Origin of the sequence: Halobacillus mangrovi (genome assembly GCF_002097535.1) — a bacterium.
Taxonomy (GTDB): domain Bacteria; phylum Bacillota; class Bacilli; order Bacillales; family Halobacillaceae; genus Halobacillus; species Halobacillus mangrovi_A.
This window is the reverse complement of the sequence record NZ_CP020772.1, coordinates 2,051,214-2,070,509: the sequence shown is the minus strand read 5'-3', so window position 1 is coordinate 2,070,509 and position 19,296 is coordinate 2,051,214. Positions and strand designations below refer to the sequence as shown.

Below are 19,296 nucleotides of genomic sequence, written 5' to 3'. Positions count from 1 at the left end.
CAATGAACTTTACTTTCCGCTAATGGCCACGTTAATACCTATAGCAGTTAACAAGAAAGCTTCTACAATATTTATTCGTTTCATAAACCATTCATTTTGAAGCAACCACTGTTGTAATTTCTCCGAAAATACACTAACTATAGAAAAAATAATAAACGCTTGAACCATGAATAATATTCCTAACGCAAGCATTTGTATAGTTACATTCCCTGCATTCTGTTTTACAAATTGAGGAAGTAAAGCTAAAAAGAATAAAGAAACTTTAGGGTTGAGAACATTCATGATGATTCCTTTTTTGAATAATGAAAAACGAGATCGTTTGGGACGTGACTCTGATTTTATCATACTCCCAGAGTGCCTAAATGCCTGCCAAGCAAGATAAAACAAATAAGCAACACCTGCAAATTTGACAATTGAGAATATGACCGAAGACTGGTAAATGAGAGCCGATATTCCAATTGTCGCAGCAGTAATATGTACGAGAAGGCCTGTGCAAAGGCCTATAGCTGTAAAAATACCTGCCCATTTATCCTGGATGACACTTTGGGTCATGACGAAAAGGAGGTCTGGACCAGGCATCAATGTAAGAGCAATTGCGACTGCCAAGAATGAAAGCAGCATATTAAATTCCATTGTTGTTTTCCCCTTTTACAATATACGTTCAAGTGAAAGAAGGCGTCCCTTAAAAAGAGGACGCCCTTCATATACTAAAGGTTTTAGTTGAGTGAATCTTTTAGAGAGGTGGAAAAAACCACTCCTACTGTAGAACCTCTGTAGCTTCATGGATAAAATCATTATGAACAAAAATCTGATACGTACAAGCAAGACCGCTTCCGATACCGGAATGACTCAATGTCTTCGTCTTCGGCTTGAACCCATTATTTTTTAATGCGCCAACAACCTTATAATATTCGGTCAAATCCTTCGTCGCATAAACCAGTTCCCACTCTGAGAATGTACGCTTAAAAATTTTTTTGATCTTAATGATACCTCTCCCACCTATCGCTCAAATTGTTCATAGCTACTTCACTCATACATTATGACTTACAAACAAAAACTATGTCCTCTTTTAAAAGTAGAATTCTATACGAACAGGTTAATTTCCTCTTTTATTTAAAATTAGGAATTGATTTTCGACAATCTTTGTAACGATCGAAGATTTACACTTGCATTCCCTTTCCAGCTTTCCAAAAAGTTTTTGTTCCATTGTTCTTTATTACAGAGTTTTTTGGAATCTGTGTAAGAACAAGAAGTAAACCTAAAATATCCACACAAGAGGAGATAGCATTGAAGATGATGAGGAACTTTAAAGTGGGGGTCAGCCATCCCATCATCCCGAGACCCAGCGGAAGTAAAACAGACAAGGCAAGAAACGGACATAAAGATATGAGTGCGAATCTTGCTTTCGATAATTGTTCTTCTGAGCTTACATATCCTCCAAAAAATGTGAAGCCTATGTATGTTTTCTTAGATTTTAAAAAATGAGGAATACAGACAAGATGTAAAAGTTCGTGGACAACAATGGTGAGGAAGAAAAGTATAACTTGAATGATTCCTATAGAAGCGACGAAACCGTCTTTTGTCAGACCAAATTCTGCAAAAGTTAGAGTAGAAACAGACTTTATAATAAAAACACCGGCCCATGCATTTAAAAACATCAAAGGAATCGACAACACTACAGCTGTTAGAAAAGAGTCTGGCTCTTTAAGTGGATTCCAACCCTGTTGAATGAGCTTTTCTTGTTCAGTTTTACTATTATCAGGTAAACCATGTGCAATTTTCATCAACTTACCTCCTCAAGGGTCATTTCATAGTTTTCCCTGGTGTATTACTTAGTGAGAGTGGTTTATAAATAGAATTTTCAATGCCAGAAAGCAGATGATAGATTGATTTACCAAGTTTGGCTTCCAACTTTTCTTTTATAAGAAAATATCCTTTCCAGTGCTTTGGTAAGTTTTCATTTGCCCCATTTCTTATAGAAGCGGAAACAATTCTCCTTTCAATTATGGAAAAACCATCTGCCTCCGCGAGTGCATCGCACAAAGTAATGATGTCATCGTAGTCATTCCAATTAAACATATTTAGAAGTCTACTAAATTCTCTTTTCATATACCCTGGGACAAGTCCCCAACCGTTAATCGTTTCTATTTCTTCATTTCTTCGTGGAAAAGAGTGAGTCACAGCCACCTGGGCATTTCCTTCCCACCCCATCTCCAACAGTAAGCGATACCCATCATAAGAATGAATAATTGAATCAGTTTTCCCTTTATATCTGCCTATATCATGTAATAATCCACTTATATACCCGAGTTCTGGTTCTATAGGCACACCTGTTTTGTTTAATGCTCGAGCGAGAATTTCTGCTGCTTCAGCAACATGGATGGAGTGGAATTTCCATGCCCCAGGGTTTTGCTCATTTGCCCATTCAAGTAACTCTCTTGCATAATAACGATCCTTTAAATATTCCATCCATCATTGCCTCCTTCCTACTTATTTTACTCTTTCACCATGGTTATAAATTCCGCACTGTTTGCCAAAAAATTATCCCTCTCGACGAATCCAAGCTTCTTGTATAATCGAATGGCTCTCTGATTAAAAGTCGCTACCGTTAATCGAATTGGTACATTAGGAAAGCGCTTGTAAATATCCTTGAGAACCCGCTCACAGAATTCCATGCCTTTCCCCTTTCCGACAAAACAAGGGTTCATTCCTATCCCCATATCTATATAATCTTCGAGGTAAATATCTTCCTTATTTCCTGAAGGTACTTGCGCAGAAACTCCTGTACAATAAAAACCAAAAATCTGATTCTGCTCGTTGAGGAGAGCATAAAAGTCTCCTTCTAGGAATTCCTGAATGTCTTCTTCTGAATCTTCACTGTTATAAAAATCGTAAGGAGATTCGTATCTCCACATTAATATTTCATTTATGTACTCTTTTTTCATCTCCTGAATGGACAAAAACATTATTAACCTCCTAAATTCCCATAAAACTTAACATTAAAAAAACTATTCCAAATAGGTCGTAAGAAAGCTAAAGGTTATCTTATGAACTCGTTTAAGACTTATGTTAGCATTTAGATCCCTCTTTAAATGGTAGTTCCATATTGGTGTATGTTTTTTAAGATTTAAATCGTGACCTCCACGTTACGATTTAAATAGGGTCAGCAGAGGGCAGAACTTCACGCAGAACTCTTGTTTGATTTCTTGTACCAAAACGGGAGTGCCTTCAACCTTGGTACCAACTGCTACGTTTAACCATTAAACCTATTCATAGTCAATTCATATGAGCAAAATTCTATTGTTATTTAAAAAACCCCGAAACTTTTATAGTTTCAGGGTTTTGAGTGTTAGCTTATAGAGTTCATTGTACCATTCACAATATTCGATGTATATAAATTCCAGCTCTTCCAAAGTTGTTAAGCGGATTTTTCTTCTTGATTCAATTCTCTCCGCTTCTGTTTTACGTCTAATTTCGTCAAAATAGAGATAATTAGAGCGACAATAAACAAGCCGGCAAAATAGATAAGACTGCTTTCATAACTTCCTGTGGTGTCTTTCATCCACGCTGCAAAAATAGGACCTACTAATCCAGCAGCAGCCCATGCAGTCAAAATGTATCCATGAATTGCTCCAAGTTCTTTTGTACCGAATAAATCCCCTATATAAGCTGGCATCGAGGCGAATCCGCCACCATAACAGGTATAAATCACTGCGAGACATACAACAAAAATCGTCATACTAGCTGCCCAAGAAAGAACTAGGAATAAAAAGATCTGCAATACGAAAAACGCTAAATAAGTGTTCCCGCGACCAATGTAATCGGAAGCGCTTGCCCACCCTATTCTGCCGAGTCCATTAAAAATGCCCATTATTCCTACTAGACTCGCAGCCGCGGCCGTACTCATTCCAATACTTTCTTCAGCAAGAGGTTTGGCAGCAGAGATGACAGCGATCCCACAGGTTACATTTATAAATAACATAATCCATAGGTAATAAAACCGCTTTGTTTTTAGTGAATCCTTAGCTTTCATATTGGCTAAGTCTTTCTGAGAAGAGTCCTTTTTTGCTTTTTCGTCATACCCTTCTGGCTTCCATCCTTCAGGAGGTCTTGACATATAGAGGGAAGAAGCGATCATGACGAAGAAATAACTGATACCTAAAATATAAAAGGTTGCTGCTATTCCAACTGAATTTATTAGTGCATCCATCACGGGACTAGCGATTGCAGCCGCAAATCCAAATCCCATAATTGCCATTCCAGTTGCTAGACCACGTTTATCAGGAAACCATTTAACTAGGGTTGAAACTGGTGCAATATAACCTATTCCCAGTCCAATCCCTCCTAAGACTCCATAGAAGACGTAAAGCAGCCAGAGTGAACCTACATTCACCGCGAACCCTGATCCTGCTACTCCAATTCCAAAGAAAATGGCTGCTGTAATTCCTGCCACTCGAGGACCGTGCTTCTCAACAAACCACCCCAGGAATGCCGCAGATAAACCAAGAAACAAAATAGCCAGACTGAATGTAAACTGAACTTGGCTTGCCGTCCAGCCAAATTGATCCCCCAGCGGAACGGTAAAGTTGCTCCATGCATACACCGATCCAATCGATATATGTATTCCCACTGCGGACAAAGCAATTAGCCAGCGATTCTTCAATTTTCTTTTTGACATCGTCCACCTCACCAATTTTGTCATCAAGGTTCTATTTCCATTTACATGGGTTAATAAACAAATATTGACATAAAAAACCATTTCCTTTTAAAGGAACTGGGGAAAAGATCGTCCAGTTAATTTCTAAGGCCCTTAGATTTCCTTTGGAGAGCTATTATTATAAAAACAATAGCCAGCAAAAGGATCACTGGTGGGCCAAACACAAAAGAAAAGTAGCTTAATTGACTCTTTTCGATTGGCAGTTCTTCCTTATATTCGTCTTGACTGTTTCTAATCTCTTCGGTTGGCAGTGCATACACTTTGCTGTCTTGACTACCTACAATCAATGTATCGTTCATAATGACTGGACCGGAGGGGGCAAGCGTCCCCCCAAGCTCTTTTCTGCCTATCTCTTCTCCACTCTCAGCATCCATAGCATGCACAAATCCTTTAGCATTTGAAAAATAAACGGTCCCATCTGAAGCTACTGGCGGGGCTTTCATGACAGTATTTTTAAAATCCCAAAGCCGCTCTCCTGTCTTTAGATTATACGCATAAAATTTTTGAGTGATAGGGCTTCCCAGAAATACTTTTCCATCATAAATCATCGGTGCACCTGATTTGTTATTCTTAACCATCTCACCAATGCCAAGGCTGTCTTCCCATAAGACTTCTCCAGTTTCAGTATCCAAGGCATAGATCATATGTTCCGGGTGAGTTTCACGCTCACCAACCAAAGACTTGAACATTTCCTTATACACATCAACGACTCCAAACTGGTTGTACACTTCACGATACTTCATTGGTTTAGGGTTTTCTAAGGCCGTCGTCACCGCAATTTGATCGGAAATAGCAGGTGGCACATCATCCAATCCTGCATAAACATCTTCAAACTCCGTTTTCCATTCAATGGATTCATTTTCAATATTGACAGAATAGAATGTATATGGTTTAGGACCTCCGCCTCCAACGTATATATTGCCATTCGAATAGTTGGGAGAGGACATGCTGACTACGGAACCCAACTTTATTTTAGCCGCTTCCTTTCCCGTCTTTGCATCTAACTTATAGAGATGCGTATCTCCTGTTGCGGCATACACATAACCGTCATGAAATAAGGGTGTCGGCATCACTTCTCCATCTGTGATATGCTTCCATTTTACTTCTCCGTTCTCTGCATTAAAGGCCATCACTCCGCTTTCTTCTGTGCCCCTCAGTGCACTATCCTGAAAAAAACGGTTCCCATAGCCTACATAAACGGTTCCATCATGGTAAATCATTTCTGAATGGACCCAGTTGGGAGCCTTATTTTTCCAAAGCTGTTCACCCGTATGTATGTCGAAGGCAAATAGCTCCCCAGTATTATGATTTCCTGTAAACATTCTGTCCTGAACCACTACAGGTGTTGATCTAATTTCATCACCTGTTTGGAAGGTTGTTGATGATAGAGGATCGACCCCCTCCTGATTACTTACTGGGTTATTTTCATCATTTAATCGATACTCAAGCCACTCCTCCGGTCCATATGTAGCTCCAGCAAGCGAAGGAGCTGATATAGTCGTTAGTAGAATTACCAAAATATAAAACGGTATTTTTTTCATAACTCTGTCCTCCTCGATAACCTTTTTTCTCTATGTAAGGTTCACTCATAGGAGAGTACCCTTCTCCTCCTCCTTTTGAAACCAATATCGTCTAATTAAAAAGGAAAAGGCTTACCGCATAAAGTACGATAAGCCGAATACCACTATTGATTCTCTATCTCAATGAGACTTGTTATTTCTATATTTTTTAAAGCCTGGGAAGCCAGTTTATCTGCCTCTTTGTTCCTTTTTCGTGAAACAAGTTGAAATTCCGGTTCAATTCCTAATTCATTCAATTTACCTTCGATTCTGTCCGCCCACTTTGTAAGTTCTTCTTCTAAACAAGGCCATTCACCACTTAACTGATTAATGACCACCTGTGAATCTCCAACAAATGTAACAGGCATGTGTTGCACCTGCATTATCTCCAACTCTTTAATAGCAAGGTGAAGGGCTGCATACTCTGCTTCATTATTTGAAAACAATTCTTCTACGAAAGCATTTCTTCTGAGTCGATGGGATTTTCCATTCTGGTCATAATAAATGGCACACCCTAGTCCTGACTCCCTTGAGTTATGATCATACCCTCCATCAAAATAAACAGTGATATTGTGAGGCTCAGTCTGAATCCCTTTCATATATTTCTTCAATTCCTTCACTGTCCAGGAATAGCCATGTGGGTCAGGGAAATATAAATCCTTCGAACGGTCGGTCTTATCAATATCTTCTGCAATGATTAACGCTCTTTCTGCAGGCATTTCTTCTGATAGGAATGTTGTCGTTGATCCTTTTTTGGTAAGGTATGTAAATTGGATTCTTACATTCATATAAATGACCACCTTATAGAATTTAAAATACGATAACGTGTAAACATTTTTCCCTCTATTGATCATAATTATTTCAATTTCATAAAAGAAATGGTTAGTGAAAAGATAGAAAATAGTTGAATGAAAATAACCACTTTGAAATAATTAATGAAATAGATCATAGCGGGGGTGAACGGATGGAAGCTTTCATTCGGTCTGATCAATACAATTATATTCAGGACCAAACGAGAAACCTTATCCAAGGCCATACGACAACAAATGATGCAGCTGTTACCCAAGCTTTAAAATCACTTACACTAGAAAAAGTGTTTAAATGCTTTAATCATCTTAATGAGAACCAGATAAATCTATTGCAGCAAGTAGAAAGCATCAAAGATGAAACGGAAGCTATATTCTTCTTATCAAGATTAAAACAGCACATCATTCCCTTCCCAAAGCTGAATGAAAAAGAAATTAGAGATTTATTCCCAAAAGTGAAAAAATTGAAAATACCGGATATAAATCATATCAATTGGAATGAGCTGTCTTATTTAAGCTGGAATGACCATGGATCCAATCGTAAGTATTTCATTCATTTTCAACACGGAAATTACTACAGCCTCAGAGGTTCTTTTAAACCTTCAGCGCAAAAAGGCATGTGTACGATCTGCAATGAGTATGAACACGTAGGAATGTTTACAGCCACATTGAAAGGCGGAGGATCCGACCATCTTGTACGACGAGGAAATTATATTTGCCAGGACAGCTACAATTGCAATCAAAATCTTAAATCATTAGAGCCGCTTGAGTCTTTCATTCAATTAATGAAAAGTCAATAACTTTGGAAAACCCCTGAATCTAAGAATCGTTCAGGGGTTTTTGTTTGCGGTTTGTCTTACATTTTTCAAAAACTTGATCGCGCGGTCCATTTCTTCAATAGGAAATGTATATCCATGAGCGCGCCCTACTTCTAATGCTGTGTCAAGAAAAAGATCATGAAAAGCAAACAACGAACTCCAAATCCTGTCGTAATTACTGTCTGGGTATGTATCAATAAATCTTGACCAAAGTTCAGGTTCCACCCATTGTTCAAGGTTTTTTCCTGCTTTCCCGACAGAAACACGGTACCCATTATCATGGCCAACTTTCCACTTCAGCATATGAATGAGAGGCTCACGTAACACTCCATCAATTAAAGTCATTAACAGAGGCAATTCTTTTCGCCAAATGGTTTTTGGAATATGAGAGCCCAGCCCCCATATGAAACTATTACAACAATCCTGATAAAGCTTTTCAGTCGGAGGCTTTATCCAATAGCTTCTTTCACTAGGAGAAGGTAAGTCAGGGAAAATTTGATCCTTGTCCAGTAAAATCTCAGTCAAACTATCTTGAAGTTTTTCTTCTATATTTTCAACAGCTACAAATTGCATATCAATCCTATTTCCATCCATGAACTGGATCAGGTAAGTAAAGCGCCCGTCCGCAAGAGGGGCAGGTAAAATTTTATCCTCCGGCTTCTCTATAAGCATGACTTCTCCAAAATGAGGAAGGACGTTCTTTTCCTGTTTAAACGGCTCCACATCTGTAACGAAATAAACGATATCATAATCCTGAAACCGATCTGGTGTCACGTTCGGGTTTACCCTGGAACCATTCATGATCGCTCCTCGAATGGGTTCATGAAGCTTAGCATACTGTAAAATTAACTCCCTCATTTTTTCTTCATTTCGAAAATTATGGTCATGATCAAATATTACTTCAAGGAGAGGCAAATTTCGACTTGGAAATACGGTTGATTCCGTTTCCCCAATCCAATTAGCCCCCATTTTATAATAAAAGCCTTCAGCATGTGGATCACTCTCAATCGTTAAAGAAGAAAAGTTCCACATTGTACATATTTCAACCATATGCTGCCAAAGCTTTCTCCCATAGCCTTGTCCAATCGATTTAGGAGAAATAAAAAAATGGTCTAGCCTGTGCTTCACAAGCAAAATACTATAGAATCCATGAATTTCATTGTTTGATTCAAGCACAAATGTAGGGTTTTGTTTTATGTAACGCTCTGTAAGAGTAAGATCACTTTTACAACTGTTTAAAAACCAGTCATCATAGCCCCAGTAAGCTTTAGACTGGATGGCGATCTCACTCAAGCAATCAGATTCTTCTGGACATGCTTCTCTTATTCTCATCCATTTCCTCCTATTTAAAAGAGAGATTGAGTCAGGGATTTAACTTCTTATAGACTCTTTGATAACATTCCGAATATTCAATCATCCCAAGTTTATCATATTCCATTTGATAAACATAAACTTCTCGGTTATGCAAAAAAAGGATAAAGCAGCCGCTTTATCCTCCTTCAGTATCTTCTTTATCCTCTGGCTAATCCTCTGCGAAAAGCTTCAAGATGATTGACTGAAGCATTTCTGAGTTGAGTGAAAACAATTCTGGCATCTTCAGGAAGCTGAAAAGACAAGAATCTATCATACATAGCGATGTTATCTATCTCGCCAACCACACCTTTTCGATACGCATCTTTCACATTTTCAGGTGTTGATACAAACTGAGCAGAATCATCTTCAGGTACAGGAATTTGATAACGTTCAAATAAAGTAAGTAAAGCTTCAATGTGACGAAGCTCCGCTTGTTTTATTCTTGTAAAAGTAAGGATTTCCCCAAAATTATCAAGGATGTTACTGTATCTTGATTGTGCCAAATATTCATCTTGAATTGCATAGATTAAAGCTTGAGAAAAAGTAAGCTCCTCTGCGTTCAACGCACCTTTTGCACCATAACCTTCCTCGTTTTGCCTATTCGAATTATCATGGAACTGTGGTCGATTTAAGTAATAGAGAAACCAAACAGCGTGATTTTGTTCATCTGCTGCCGCTCGCCGGAAAATGTCTTTAATCTTCGAATCTTTTGCTTGATCCACGATATCCAAGTAAAATTCCGACGTTTGTTGTTCGTCAAAAAATGCCGTTTCCAATCCTTTTCGATAATCTGTTGGACACTCCTCCGTAAGTTGAGGAGACGGTTTTTCACCAGTTATGGAAGTATAGATTTGACTGAAGTCTTGAAAATGCCTAATCTCATCTTGTCTTATTTCACGTATCTGTCTCATCTCATCGGCTAGAGGAGCATTCTCAGCTAATTGTTTATAACAGCTGATAGCACTAAATTCCCCATCGATCGCTTTTTTAATATCCTGTACGAGTTTCGTATCTTTATTGACTCGATCTTGCTCACCATTAAAAGAAAGCACTTCATTGGAATTGGTCTGCATTAAAGACCCTCCCTCTGTTTGAAAGTCATCTTTTTTATCTTATGAAGATAACCCAATCAGGTGTGACTTATCTGTTTAAACTACTGTCATCCATCTACCTCCTAAACGTACCCATTTTTCTCTTAAGGTGGCAGTAATGTCCTCTTTAAAATGATCATTAAAACTATTAATAACAGAATAATCTAGCTTATAGATTTTTTCAGAGATAAATCACTCATTTCCCCTCCTATTATATGAAGGACTCAATTCGCTCCATACATCAAAGGAATTACCATTTAGATCATTAAAAGTGAAGTTTCTACCCGGATGCCCTCGATTCTCTACTTTACCTACTTCGACTCCTGCATCCTTGAGCTGCTTGTTGAAAATAAAAAGCTCTTCAACTCCATCGACTTCAAATGTTTGTGAAAACCTTTTATTTCCCTCTGCATCCATAAAATTAGAATTCTCATTATCAGAAGCCTTTACTAAGAAAAAGCTTTGACCAGCAAGATCAATAATGGCTTTGTTTTGATCTTGATAGTTTAGTTTTGCCCCGAGGTGGTCAATGTACCAATCGACAGATTCTCTTACGTTCATAACAGGAATATAAGTGGTTCCAACTCTTTTTAAAATTCCGGACACTTCATTCGTCCTCCCTTTCACAACAACTATGATCATTTAGTAAAAAGCACAATACTTAATCCTGTGCTTTTAAGAAGCTTCTGTTAACTTCCATGTCTCTTCTTCACCATTTCTTTATATTCTGGGTCATATACTCGCAACACACAAATCTATTGACAAAAAACATGAACAAGCATACATTGATAATAACAAGGGGAGTAGCGACCGGCACACGGCTGTTGAATCATCAATTCGGTGAACCCACCTGGTTCAACAGGCTATATCAATAGTACGCAAGACCTTGGTGCAAAAATTTTTGTGCCAGGGTCTTTTTGTATGCCTGGCAGAGAGGAGAAGTTTATGATTTATCTTGTATTTTTCCTAGCTGCTGTTGTTGTAGTCACAGCTGCCATTTATCTGAATCAATTTGGAGATGTCATTAGTAAAAAATCTGCTTTAAGTGGAGCCGTGGTAGGAACTTTTCTTATAGCAGGAGCAACCTCACTGCCTGAGCTGACAACGAGCCTTACTGCTGTCTATATTGATAATCCAGATATCGCTGTCGGAAATATGCTAGGCAGTAATGTATTTAATCTATTAATCTTAGGCATCGTAGACCTTATCTATCGTAAACGCAGGTTATTTCAAAAGGTGGATCATTCAGCCAATATTCCATCAGCCATAATTGGGTTACTGTTCTTAGCGATATTGATTTTAACGTTATTCCTCCCTGGTTCCATTCAGTTCTTCGGGGTAGGAATCGAAATGATCCTCATCTTTCTTCTATACATTGGTGCGATGAAATTCGTTTCGAGCAGTGGATCAGATGAAAGTGAAGGACAGGTTAAAACTTATTCATTAAGGACTGCTGTCGTTGGGTTTATCATTGCTGCCATCGTCGTATTTGGATCTGGAAGCGTTCTTTCCATCGCCGGTGATCGACTTGCGGAAGCAACCGGTATGAATGCAAGTTTTGTGGGCAGTTTTCTAATAGCTGCATCTACTTCCTTACCTGAGTTGGTCACTGTATTGGCTGCATTTAAATTAGCAAACTACAATATGGCTATCGGTTCGATCTTAGGAAGTAATCTATTTAATATTCAATTGCTTGTTTTAACAGACGTCTTGTATAGAGAAGGACCCATTCTCGCTGCAGTAGGTTCATCACAAATTTTCGTCGCATTATTAGGTCTTTTTATGACCATTGTAGTCATCTATTTGCTGGTTAGACCTAATAAACGGGTCACAAATCAGTGGCGTTACGCAGCCCCTTCCCTATTAATGACTGTGTTATATTTTGTTGTCAGTTTTGTCCTTTACTGAAAGAAGCGTGAGTGCAGCCACTCACGCTTTTCATCTACTCTTTTACACTCCTGTCCTCATTAGGAATTAACTTTTACTAAACACATCCTCTACAACCTTCATCATTTCGTATGCTCCTGAACTTCGATTAGATAGGACAGCAAGTGACAGTTTTTCTGCAGGATAGTAGCATGAATGAAAACTTACCCCAGGATCATAACCCATCACATGATATTTATACACTTGCTCAGATGCAGTATTGATCCATAAACCATATCCGTAAGATACACCTTCCTTGACCCGAACTTTAGGTTTAAGAAATTCTTCTGACATGTCTTCTGATAATAACGATTGGTCGATCAGTGCTTCCCAAAAACGGATCATATCCACTGCTGTTACAAATGCACCCCCGTCAGCGCCTCCTTTGACAGGTACGGAGTAGATATTTGACTTCCACCCGTCTTCACCTTGGATGTATCCCATAGCAGTATTCTCTGGCAGCTTATCCATTTCATAATATCTTGAGTTAACCATACCGCAATGGGTAAATACATTCTCCTCTACATATTCTTGAAAATCTTTCCCTGTAAGGAGTTCAACGACTAAACCAAGTACAATGTACCCAGCATTATTATAGTGAAATCTTTCCCCGGGTTTAAATTTCATCGGCTTAATTTGAAAAAACGGCAAAAACTCTTTTCCTTGTCTCAGTGTGTACATTGGGGTCGTTTTCCAAAGATCATCGAAGTTCTCCATCTTATCTTCATCAAAATAATCAGGCATCCCTGAAGTATGGGTTAATAGATGATGTATGGTTACATTTGGATCTAGAAGAGGGAGATCATGAGCAAGCAGTTCATAAAGTTGAGTATCAAATTGAAGCTTTTTCTCTTCAATTAGCTGACAGATCGCTACGGCAGTGAAAACCTTACACCCGGAGGCTATACCAAATTTAGTATTGAGGTTGTTCTCAAGTCTTTCAGCTCGGTTGGACCACCCGAAAGCTATTCCTTGGTCCTCAGCAGTTGAATCCTTTACTAACATTGCACCTGAAAAATTTTCTCTTTCGGCAGCCTCGTAAATTGTTGATTTTATTTCAATCAAAACTTGCCCTCCGTTATGTCAATGTATAAAAATTTCTCTCTTATCTATTTGTATAGTTCTTTTAATGCAATTTGTAAATTAGAGTAAAACTGAACCTTCATCTGGGGAAGATTAGATGAGACCCACTTTGTCGCTAGGACTGGTTTCATTCCAGAGATGACCACTCTAGTTCCCATTAAGGATAGAGATTGAATGAGTTTTGATAATTTGTCAAAAAACACAACATCCACCCAGCTAATCGTCGAGCAATCGATGATCAACCTGTTTGCATTCATGTTGGCCACATTATGTAAGCCTCGATCAAGGATGTACTGGAACTCAACTTGATCCATTATCGGTTGTAACGGAAGTAAAGCAATACCATCAGACAGGGGAATGACGTTTACCGACATATCTTCCATCCATTTCCTCATTTTTTGTTCTTTATGGAAGTAATCCGTGACGTCATTAAATTCAACCATAGCCCCATAAACTTTTCCATTATCCTTTAATAAACGGGTTTGAATGGATAAGTACATATCATGCTTTCCCCATTTATAAGGCATTGCATCAATTTTGACTTCCTCAAAAGTTTCAATTGTACGCTCCACATGTCTAACTTCCTCCGGCGCATCAGGAAAAAGTTCATATACATTTTCTCCTATAAGATTCTTTCCTTCTACTTGAAGCAGACATGCTCCTTGTATATTTATATGAGTGATTTGATAATTCAAATCAATCGCCATCACACCTAAGGACAGTTGATCTAATACTTGATCTTTTTCTTGTGTAACCATTGGCTCACCCTTAGTATTTAGATTGATCATACCATCTTCCTCCATAATAAAGTTCTATTTCTTACCACAGCAATCCTCCAATATTTAATATATTTTAATAATATATTTGAAATTTGTTTTGAAATGATCCAATAAAAAACAAGAGCTAAGGTTAGCCCTTGTTTCATGATAGAAATTTTGTTCGATAATGACTTAATTCCTTCAAAGGCCAAATGAACCGATAACTATGGTAATGGATATAAAAAGCTCCTCCCATTCTCTGGCCTTTTGGATAATCAAAAGCCCAGTCCTGTTCACTGCCATTTCGAATAAGAAAAGAGATGCCTTGGTCGATAGCAGCCGTGGGCTTATCTTCCACAGCAATTAATGCGTCAAGAGCCCAAGCGGTATGGGTGAGAGTGTTTGATCGTATTAATGTTTGAAAAGCCCCAACCCCCTGGTAATGTTTGAGGGTTATGGATCAGCCAGTCGTCAAATCTGTAATGCTGCCTTGAAAGCAGGTATATCGCTTCATCGTCCAAATGAAGCATCGTGTGGAACTTTGATTTTAGTTCATCAATTAAATAATAGAAATAGTCTCTCCATTCGTCTGAGTGGTTCTCTATATAATATGGGACCCCTTCCATCATCCTGTTCCTGCCTGCACCAATATCTGATAGGTCAGGAGTAAAAGCCGATAGAGACTGATATTTTTTATGGGAAAGGAGAAGAATAGGAATGATATTTGTGCGGCCAAAGACGGAGTTATCGAATAGATTCACTAGAAATGTTGGTGGCAGGAGAATAACTTCGATAGGAATAGGATCCCTTTTGGGCCATGAATACTGACCGATTAGGCACATAAGGATTTTCGCAAACCGTTCCGTATTCTGAACTCCACCCCGTTTAATGATGAACGACCTGGCTTTAATTAGTTCAGTATCTGACTTCTTATATCTTCTTGAGAAAAGTAAAGCGGTATAGGCTTCCACTGTTGAGGATAAATTGCCTTCTTCTTCATCATAGAGAGTTTCCATGCCCCGTTCTTTTCCTGCCTGCTGATAATCCTTTGTACAAGCTGGCTAATTAACTCTTCATCATCGATTTCTAAAAGCCGCAATAGAATAATCATGTAGGCATCCGTTATGATGCCGGTTTCAAATGCATACTTCCACGATCCATCTATTGATTGATCTTTGCTTACGATCTGTATAAGACGATTAATTTCCGAGTGGAGATGTTCGTTCAATGGCATCACTCTTTTCAAACGTTTATCTCTTATGTATTCGAATGAGTTTACATACATTCTATAGAAAGGAACGTCTATATGAAATTCCCTTCTACACTGAAGAAAATGATAAAAAAGAAGCTTAGAGACTCCGTTCCCTCTCTTACTCTAGATTCATCTGATAAGGAACTCATATCAACAATTCGAGAGCGTACGATCGCATTAAACAAGAACAATGTTACCCGAACGCAAGCCTACCTTGACTTTTACACAAGACACCCTGAAGTTCACTGGGCCTTCCTTGCTCATCTTGTATCAAGAAACGCAGGATGGAATATGACTGATTTAAAAGGGGAATTTATACCAAGGTTATTAACTGGAAAAGAACAAGTGGATTTTTTTGTGTTTTTAGAACGAGGGAACTGGTTGATTTTTCAGGATGCTTATCCTCAATTGTTACTGTTTGAAGAAAGTAAGAAAAGAGGAATACCGCTCTTTCATTTGCTTTCATTTTTTAATGTGTCTTTATTTATGGAGCCTTTCTGGCAATATTACTGGGCGTATAAAGATAAAAGTATCATGACCGTAGCACTAATTATCAATGAACAAAATTATATAGAGGAAAGGGTAATTCATAATCATCAATATAAAAATACCGTTTTAGATACAATCTCTTTTAAACTGCAAGACCTTTTTGATATGAACCAGATTTTATTCCCTTATTATACACCTATCCAAAACCAGCCTAAAGTCGTAGGCGATACCGTTCATCATTTTTCCTCACTTAACGATCGAATTATGACAGGAAAAATACTATATCAACTGCTTTATTCTGTTGAAAGCCGCTATCATTCAATTTTAGATTGGGCAAAAACACATCCTCATACCGGATCTAGAGGTGATTATTGGCCTCATATCTTTCATGACGTTAAAGAAACGATACCTGGAGCTGCCCATCAGCCTCAGGCTCGTCCTTGTGATCCAGAAAGAAAGTCTCCAAGGATTTACAGTCCTAAACTGATGCAGGTATGGGAAGATTGGATTCATAGTAAAGCCGAAACAGGGGATTGGTTTAAAGATATGAAAGTCATTCGTCATTTTAAGAATCCCCTTAAACATCACAAAGGTGACATTGTCGACAACTATTGTGAAACCATTGAAAAGCTGGAGCTAGCAGCATTAACGAAAAAAATGTTTTTCAAAAGGCCGGAATAAGCGTGGTCTGCCACTTGAATCTTATGTAGTTATTTTAAATATCCCTTCTTTATGTCTGTGCTAGGTTAAATAGTCATATAACAATCACTACCTAAAAATGAGCATCCTTTAAATAAGGACGCTCATTCTTTAAATGTTTTCCAATTCAAATCGCTCTCATTTAGTAATTCTTCGAAGCTTTTGTTAGCTTCTTGCCGTTGTTTCTCTTCTATTCGACGTTTTCGTTCTTCCTCTTGACGAATTTCTTCTTGCTTTTTTAATGCTGTTTTCTTTGAGCGAAGCTTTGACAGCACATCCGCATTCAGCTGATCGCCAAGCGAACCTTCTTGAACTTTTTTCTTACTCATACTGTCGCTCCTTCTTTCACATCTTTTATAGATATAATGGGATTTAGAATTCCATCGGAACTTGATAAACGGAAAGAACCTTTTTTAAAATCCAGCTTCATATCTGGTTTAAAGAAAGTGGCCTGCTGATGATCAATAATGACTTCGTACGTATCATTATCGACGTTTCTATCCGTTTCACGTTGTTCATTTTCCAAGCGGATTGTCGGTAAACCGTTAACTCCGCATCCACACCCCTCCGTATCATAAAACAAACGAATCATCGGACGGTCGGGATCCTTCAGTTTCTCTAGCTGCTGCATGGCTTCTTGAGTGATCTTTAGTTTCATCAGACATCCCTCCTATTTCTTTAATATTAAAAAAATACAGTCCTGAGCGCAACGCATTTGATTATGAGGGACTCTCCCACGGATATAGAAAAAAGACTGGAACATAAGTAAAAGCATCAAAACTAAAGGTGAACTAAAGTGTAGGAAAATTCAGCAGTAATTGATTGATCTAAATGAGCGTTACGAGAATACACTCCACGTTTCGAGGGCGACTTGTGAGAGATGGCGAATTTTGTTCATAGGAATTTCACCCTCGTTTGGATTTTAGTATGGCTATAACTTTTTCCACCAACCCCATTGCCCAGTCATTTTCTATTAAACTGCCTTTGCATTACTTTTTCCATCAGTTCAGGCGCTAAAGAATAGAATTTACTTCCTGAGTCCATCCACGCCGGCAGATTAATTTCCCTCTGTCTCGTAAATAAGGAGTTAATCACTTTGTAAGCTACGTGGTTTGGATCTAACATAATTCGGTCCATTGCTTTTTCATAATTTCCTGAAGGATCCGCCTGTTGAAAAAAGTTGGTTCGCACAGGTCCAAGATTAACTGATGTTACATAGATTCCCTTTTTCTCTACTTCCATTCGCAAGCCATTGGTAAACCCTAAAACTGCATGCTTTGTGGCGGAGTAAATAGCTGATTTCGGTGTTGCCATTTTTCCTGCCTGGGAAGCAATATTGACAATGTGACCTCTCCCTTGCTGCAAAAAGTGAGGAAGTAGTTGATGGGTCGTCCTGAACAAAGATTTGACGTTGACGGAAAGCATCCTGTCAATATCCTGCCATTTAGCATCGGCTACAAGGTCGAACACCGCCATTCCTGCATTGTTAACGAGCGCATCGATCGATCCATGATCATAACAGATGCGGTCGATGACATCTTTCCATTCCGCATCGTTAGAAAGATCTGCTTCATACCAATAGCACGTAACACCAAAAGAATGTTTTATTTTCTCGGAGATGATAGCCAAGCGGTCAGTGGATCTTGCAACCAGTATTGGAACCCCGCCTTGCTGTGCTGCATGGATCGCTAAATATTGACCGATTCCACTAGATGCTCCTGTGATTAATATCTTTTTTCCTTTCACTCGTTCATTCATAACATATCACCTGTTTACATAATATAATTTTTGTTTACCTTCATAAAAGTATAGTAATTTTCTCTGCTCTTCTAAGTAGTCCAACTGACCAATCGTTTCTGACATCGTTAAGCCAAACTGGGTTTCTATGTGTCTCGGAAAAAGCTGTTTACATACGTCATATGCACTTAAAGACTTGTCCCCAAACATATTCAGTACTTTTTCTGCACGCTCTTCCTGCTTTTTCAATCGACTGCGGATCAACGCATGGGCTCCTTCAAAAGTCTGTCCATGACCAGGATAAACAATTCCAATTTTCTTACCCAATAACTTTTCCATTGAAGACCGGTATTGCAGCATGGGGCGTGGGCGTTTCTCAACTTCAGTGAAAGCTGGCTCCAGCAACGGATTGGACGAGATGTGTGCAAGCAAGTGATCTCCTCCAATAAAAGCCCCATCAGCCTTTCGATAAAAAGAAATGTGACTTTGTGAATGACCGGGTGTTTCGACTGTCACCCACTCTTCATGCCCAGGGATCGCATCTCCCTCCTCAAGTTCAATGTCCAACGATCCTTTAGCTATCCACTTCAATGGTTTTTTTAAAGATTTTAATATTGTGAAATACTTATCAGGAACCCCAGATTCAACGTACATTTCATGGAAAAACATCTCATATCTATAAAAAAATTCTTCATCTCGTTCGATCCATGGTCGAAGCTTTGGATGTGCCGCAACCGTATTTATATTCGGTAATTTTTCCACAAGGCCCATATGGTCAGGATGGTGATGGGTTAAAACCACTTGTTCAATATCTTCAGGTGTGTATCCACAATCATCTAATTGTTGTACAAGAGCTTCCCATGCTTCTTCGGTTTTTACACCAGCATCCACTAGCGTCAGCGGGTTACCTTTTAATAAATACGTGTGTACATCCCCCACAGCATAAGGCGTAGGTAAAGTAAGTTGAATAACCGTATCCTTCATCGTTTTCATAGTTAAACCCTCCAC

At 38.6% G+C, this 19,296-nt stretch carries 23 protein-coding genes; 3 read left to right on the top strand and 20 right to left on the bottom strand.

Annotated features, from left to right (window positions below):
• Nucleotides 1-9: 9 nt before the first annotated feature.
• From HM131_RS10060 to HM131_RS10030, 8 genes are all read right to left on the bottom strand, one after another.
• Nucleotides 10-633: a LysE family translocator gene (locus tag HM131_RS10060; protein ID WP_085029632.1), complete on the bottom strand. Its 624-nt coding sequence runs from the start codon at nt 631-633 to the stop codon at nt 10-12.
• Nucleotides 634-757: 124 nt separating this feature from the next.
• On the bottom strand, nt 758-919 hold the full coding sequence (locus tag HM131_RS20655) for a hypothetical protein (protein ID WP_157130798.1): 162 nt from the start codon (nt 917-919) through the stop codon (nt 758-760).
• Nucleotides 920-1,160: 241 nt separating this feature from the next.
• Entirely contained in the window at nt 1,161-1,784 is a 624-nt protein-coding gene (locus tag HM131_RS10055) for a DUF3267 domain-containing protein (RefSeq protein ID WP_085029631.1), read from the bottom strand.
• A 19-nt stretch (nt 1,785-1,803) separates the two neighbouring features.
• Nucleotides 1,804-2,469 (bottom strand): HD domain-containing protein, encoded by a 666-nt coding sequence (locus HM131_RS10050; protein WP_085029630.1) that lies wholly within the window; start codon nt 2,467-2,469, stop codon nt 1,804-1,806.
• A gap of 26 nt (nt 2,470-2,495) precedes the next feature.
• Nucleotides 2,496-2,966: a GNAT family N-acetyltransferase gene (locus HM131_RS10045; RefSeq protein ID WP_085029629.1), complete on the bottom strand. Its 471-nt coding sequence runs from the start codon at nt 2,964-2,966 to the stop codon at nt 2,496-2,498.
• A 452-nt stretch (nt 2,967-3,418) separates the two neighbouring features.
• Complete coding sequence (locus HM131_RS10040) at nt 3,419-4,663, bottom strand: L-lactate MFS transporter (RefSeq protein WP_085031925.1); 1,245 nt, start codon at nt 4,661-4,663, stop codon at nt 3,419-3,421.
• A 131-nt stretch (nt 4,664-4,794) separates the two neighbouring features.
• The gene (locus HM131_RS10035) at nt 4,795-6,258 is read right to left on the bottom strand and encodes an outer membrane protein assembly factor BamB family protein (RefSeq protein ID WP_085029628.1); all 1,464 of its coding nucleotides are present in this window, start codon (nt 6,256-6,258) and stop codon (nt 4,795-4,797) included.
• Between the two features lie 143 nt (nt 6,259-6,401).
• A complete protein-coding gene (locus HM131_RS10030; protein ID WP_085029627.1) occupies nt 6,402-7,064 on the bottom strand; it encodes a ribonuclease H family protein in 663 nt (220 codons plus the stop codon).
• 176 nt (nt 7,065-7,240) lie between these two features.
• On the opposite strand from HM131_RS10030, the gene HM131_RS10025 reads away from it, so the two are divergent.
• Complete coding sequence (locus HM131_RS10025) at nt 7,241-7,882, top strand: FusB/FusC family EF-G-binding protein (RefSeq protein WP_085029626.1); 642 nt, start codon at nt 7,241-7,243, stop codon at nt 7,880-7,882.
• 30 nt (nt 7,883-7,912) lie between these two features.
• Here the strand turns inward: HM131_RS10025 and HM131_RS10020 are convergent, their stop codons facing one another.
• The 3 genes from HM131_RS10020 to HM131_RS10010 form a co-directional block, all read right to left on the bottom strand.
• Entirely contained in the window at nt 7,913-9,232 is a 1,320-nt protein-coding gene (locus tag HM131_RS10020) for a GNAT family N-acetyltransferase (protein ID WP_085029625.1), read from the bottom strand.
• 179 nt (nt 9,233-9,411) lie between these two features.
• Complete coding sequence (locus HM131_RS10015; protein ID WP_085029624.1) at nt 9,412-10,326, bottom strand: ferritin family protein; 915 nt, start codon at nt 10,324-10,326, stop codon at nt 9,412-9,414.
• Between the two features lie 210 nt (nt 10,327-10,536).
• Entirely contained in the window at nt 10,537-10,950 is a 414-nt protein-coding gene (locus HM131_RS10010; protein ID WP_157130796.1) for a VOC family protein, read from the bottom strand.
• Nucleotides 10,951-11,289: 339 nt separating this feature from the next.
• Between HM131_RS10010 and HM131_RS10005 the strand changes: the two genes are divergently transcribed.
• The gene (locus tag HM131_RS10005; protein ID WP_085029622.1) at nt 11,290-12,252 is read left to right on the top strand and encodes a sodium:calcium antiporter; all 963 of its coding nucleotides are present in this window, start codon (nt 11,290-11,292) and stop codon (nt 12,250-12,252) included.
• 66 nt (nt 12,253-12,318) lie between these two features.
• Here HM131_RS10005 and HM131_RS10000 read toward each other — a convergent pair whose 3' ends face one another.
• The 5 genes from HM131_RS10000 to HM131_RS21240 all read right to left on the bottom strand — a co-directional run bounded on the left by HM131_RS10000 (nt 12,319) and on the right by HM131_RS21240 (nt 15,348).
• Nucleotides 12,319-13,275, bottom strand: a complete 957-nt coding sequence (locus HM131_RS10000; protein ID WP_085031922.1) for a serine hydrolase domain-containing protein — start codon at nt 13,273-13,275, stop codon at nt 12,319-12,321.
• A gap of 104 nt (nt 13,276-13,379) precedes the next feature.
• On the bottom strand, nt 13,380-14,141 hold the full coding sequence (locus HM131_RS09995) for a PAS domain-containing protein (RefSeq protein WP_198162757.1): 762 nt from the start codon (nt 14,139-14,141) through the stop codon (nt 13,380-13,382).
• Between the two features lie 133 nt (nt 14,142-14,274).
• The gene (locus HM131_RS21250) at nt 14,275-14,469 is read right to left on the bottom strand and encodes a hypothetical protein (protein ID WP_232324910.1); all 195 of its coding nucleotides are present in this window, start codon (nt 14,467-14,469) and stop codon (nt 14,275-14,277) included.
• A 13-nt stretch (nt 14,470-14,482) separates the two neighbouring features.
• Entirely contained in the window at nt 14,483-15,127 is a 645-nt protein-coding gene (locus HM131_RS21245; RefSeq protein ID WP_332308737.1) for a hypothetical protein, read from the bottom strand.
• Entirely contained in the window at nt 15,022-15,348 is a 327-nt protein-coding gene (locus HM131_RS21240) for a hypothetical protein (RefSeq protein WP_332308740.1), read from the bottom strand. The genes HM131_RS21245 and HM131_RS21240 overlap by 106 nt, the downstream gene beginning before the upstream one ends.
• A gap of 69 nt (nt 15,349-15,417) precedes the next feature.
• Here HM131_RS21240 and HM131_RS09985 point away from each other — a divergent pair, with 69 nt between their 5' ends.
• Complete coding sequence (locus HM131_RS09985) at nt 15,418-16,533, top strand: DUF2515 domain-containing protein (RefSeq protein ID WP_085029620.1); 1,116 nt, start codon at nt 15,418-15,420, stop codon at nt 16,531-16,533.
• 122 nt (nt 16,534-16,655) lie between these two features.
• Here HM131_RS09985 and HM131_RS09980 read toward each other — a convergent pair whose 3' ends face one another.
• From HM131_RS09980 to HM131_RS09965, 4 genes are all read right to left on the bottom strand, one after another.
• Nucleotides 16,656-16,880 (bottom strand): YqkE family protein, encoded by a 225-nt coding sequence (locus HM131_RS09980; protein WP_085029619.1) that lies wholly within the window; start codon nt 16,878-16,880, stop codon nt 16,656-16,658.
• Nucleotides 16,877-17,209: an iron-sulfur cluster biosynthesis family protein gene (locus HM131_RS09975; protein WP_085029618.1), complete on the bottom strand. Its 333-nt coding sequence runs from the start codon at nt 17,207-17,209 to the stop codon at nt 16,877-16,879. Before HM131_RS09975 ends, HM131_RS09980 begins: the two co-directional genes overlap by 4 nt.
• Before the next feature lie 305 nt (nt 17,210-17,514).
• The gene (locus tag HM131_RS09970; RefSeq protein WP_085029617.1) at nt 17,515-18,309 is read right to left on the bottom strand and encodes an SDR family NAD(P)-dependent oxidoreductase; all 795 of its coding nucleotides are present in this window, start codon (nt 18,307-18,309) and stop codon (nt 17,515-17,517) included.
• Between the two features lie 6 nt (nt 18,310-18,315).
• Nucleotides 18,316-19,281, bottom strand: a complete 966-nt coding sequence (locus HM131_RS09965; RefSeq protein WP_085029616.1) for an MBL fold metallo-hydrolase — start codon at nt 19,279-19,281, stop codon at nt 18,316-18,318.
• Between the last annotated feature and the right edge of the window lie 15 nt (nt 19,282-19,296).